Annotated in this window: 3 protein-coding genes; all 3 read right to left on the bottom strand. The window is 75.4% G+C overall.

Translation table 11 applies throughout. The features are described from left to right. The coding region (locus L0B03_RS16110; protein WP_250447758.1) for an L-aspartate oxidase at positions 1–1350 on the bottom strand (1350 nt) is incomplete at its 3' end. Beyond that, positions 1347–1787, bottom strand: a complete 441-nt coding sequence (panD, locus tag L0B03_RS16105; protein ID WP_250447756.1) for an aspartate 1-decarboxylase — start codon at positions 1785–1787, stop codon at positions 1347–1349. The genes panD and L0B03_RS16110, both read right to left, overlap by 4 nt. Continuing rightward, on the bottom strand, positions 1784–2701 hold the full coding sequence (panC, locus tag L0B03_RS16100; protein ID WP_250447754.1) for a pantoate--beta-alanine ligase: 918 nt from the start codon (positions 2699–2701) through the stop codon (positions 1784–1786). The genes panD and panC overlap by 4 nt, the downstream gene beginning before the upstream one ends. Between the last annotated feature and the right edge of the window lie 85 nt (positions 2702–2786).

Raw genomic sequence — 2786 nt, 5'->3', positions numbered from 1 at the left:
CGCCGTCGCCGCGACGAGGGCAGGCTCCCCGGCCCGCTCGACCGGCTCGTGCTGGACCAGACCGCCGTCGGCGACCCGGGCCGCGACGTCGTCGGCCGCGCGCCGGGCGAAGACCAACCCCTCGAGCAGCGAGTTCGACGCGAGGCGGTTCGCCCCGTGCACCCCCGTGCAGGCGACCTCGCCGACGGCGTACAGGCCCTCGATGCTCGACCGCCCCACCAGGTCCGTGACCACGCCCCCCGAGTGGTAGTGCTGCGCGGGGGCCACGGGCACCAGGTCGGTCGTGAGGTCGATGCCCTCGGCCAGCAGCCGCTCGCCGATGGTCGGGAAGCGCCGCCGCAGGAACTCCACACCCAGGTGCCGGGCGTCGAGGTACACGTGGTCCGAGCCGGTCGCGGCCATCCGCCGCACGATCGCATGGGCGACCACGTCCCGCGGGGCGAGCTCGGCCAGAGGGTGCACCTCGGGCATGAAGCGCACCCCGTCGGTGTCCAGCAGCATCGCGCCCTCGCCGCGCACCGCCTCGGAGATCAGCGCGAGCTGGCCCTTGACCCCGGCCCCGAGCCACAGCACGGTCGGGTGGAACTGCACGAACTCGACGTCGCCGACCTCGGCCCCCGCACGCAGCGCGGCGGCGAGACCGTCCCCGGTCGCCTGGGCCGGGTTCGTCGAGGACGGGTAGACCTGGCCGATGCCCCCCGTGGCGAGCACCACGGCCTTGCCGAGGACCGCCCCCACGCCGTCCCGCGTGCCCTCACCGATGACGTGCAGGGTCACCCCGCACACTGGCCCCGGCTCGCCGTCGGGCCCAGGGGCTGCCGTGAGCAGGTCCAGGACCAGCGCGTGCTCGATCACCTCGATGCCGGGGTCCTCCCGCACGGCCTCGAGCTGGGCCACCAGTGCTCGGGAGATCTCGGCCCCGGTGGCGTCCCCGCCCGCGTGGGCGATGCGGTCGGCGCCGTGCCCGCCCTCGCGGGTGAGGGACAGCGCGCCGTCGGCCCCGGTGTCGAAGTCCGCGCCGAGGGCCACGAGCTCGCGCACCCGGGCAGGGCCCTCGGTCACGAGCACCTCGACAGCCACGGGGTCGCACACCTCGGCGCCGGCCGTGAGGGTGTCGGTGAGGTGGGCCGCCGGGGAGTCGGTGGGATCCAGGGCGGCCGCGATCCCGCCCTGGGCCCAGACGGTCGAGCCCGAGGCGAGGGCCCCCTTGGTCACCAGCAGCACCTTCGGCACCCGCGTGCGCAGGCGGAGCGCGGCGGTGAGCCCTGCGATGCCCGACCCGACGACGACGACGTCGGCCTCAGCGGTCCAGCCGGCCTCCGGGGCCGCGAGCCGACGGGCGAGCCTCACCGGCTCTCGGTCCAGGCCAGGGCCTGCGTCTGGAGCCCTGGGCCCGGAGGTGGGGTGCCTGGGTCCTCGCCGAGCTCGACGATCGCGTTCCGGTCGTCGACGTGGACCACGCGCGGGGAGTAGGTCCGGGCCTCGGCGTCGGGCATCGCGGCGTACGCGATGAGGATGACGAGGTCGCCCGGGTCCACGAGGTGGGCCGCGGCCCCGTTGATGCAGACCGTGCCCGAGCCGCGCTCCCCGGCCAGCGCGTAGGTGGTCAGCCGGGACCCGTTGGTGACGTCCACGACGTCGACCTGCTGGCCGGGCAGGATGTCCGCGGCCTCGAGCAGGGCCGTGTCGACCGTGACCGAGCCGACGTAGTGCAGGTCGGCCGCGGTGACCGTCGCGCGGTGGATCTTGCCGACCATCATGGTCCGCTGCCAGGTGCTGGCGCTCATCTCGTCCCCTCGCTCGTCCGGTCCTGCGACCGGCCCACGGTGACCCGTGCGTTGTCGATCAGCCGGGTGCCCCCGACCCGGGCCGCGAGCACGAGCACCGCCTCGCCCTCGTGGTCTGTCGCGACGTCCTCGGCGGTCACAGGGTCCACCAGGGCCACGTAGTCGACCACGACGGCGGCCTGAGCCCCGAGCACCCGCTCGGCCTCGGCACGGACGGCCTCGGCCGCTGCCCCGTCCCGTGCCACGGTCGCGGCCCGGTCCAGTGCCTGGGACAACGCCAGGGCGGCCCCTCGGTGTTCCGGGCTGAGGTAGGCGTTCCGCGAGGACAGGGCCAGCCCGTCGGCGTCACGCACGGTCGGACCGGCGACGACCTCGACGTCGACGTCGAGGTCGCGCACCATGCGGCGCACGGCGATGAGCTGCTGGGCGTCCTTCTGGCCGAAGAGGGCGACCTGGGGCCGCACCAGGTGCAGCAGCTTGAGCACCACGGTGAGCATTCCGTCGAAGTGGCCGGGACGGTGCGCCCCCTCCAGCCGCTCCCCGAGGCGCCCCGCCGCGACCCGCACCACGGGCTCGCCCTGCGGGTAGATCTCCCCGACGCCGGGGGCGAAGACCACGTCCACCCCGACCGTGCTCAGCAGGTCCAGATCCCGCTCGAGGTCCCGCGGGTAGCGGTCGAGGTCCTCCCCCGCGCCGAACTGCAGCGGGTTGACGAAGATGGTGACGACCACCTGGTCGGCGTGCTCGCGGGCGGCCCGGACCAGGGAGAGGTGCCCCTCGTGCAGGGCGCCCATCGTCATCACCACGGCCCGACGGCGGCCGGGGCTGGTGGTGAGCAGCGCGGCGAGCTCGGCGCGGCTGCGCGCGAGCCGGGGGCGCAGGCCCGGGACGGCCTCGGGGGCCTCGGTGCCCATCACTGCTCCTCGGGGTCGGTCGGCTCGGGGTCGGTGCCTGCGGGGTCGGTGCCTGCGGGGTCGGAGAGGGCGTCGAGCACGCGCT

It is taken from the genome of Actinotalea sp. C106 (assembly GCF_023630195.1).
Classification (GTDB): Bacteria; Actinomycetota; Actinomycetes; order Actinomycetales; family Cellulomonadaceae; genus Actinotalea.
This window is presented reverse-complemented; position numbering and strand designations above follow the sequence as displayed.

Excerpts from the sequence above, each read along its gene's own strand:
- panD (WP_250447756.1), bottom strand. The coding sequence starts at position 1,787 with ATGAGCGCCAGCACCTGGCAGCGGACCATGATGGTCGGCAAGATCCAC.
- panC (WP_250447754.1), bottom strand. The coding sequence starts at position 2,701 with ATGGGCACCGAGGCCCCCGAGGCCGTCCCGGGCCTGCGCCCCCGGCTC.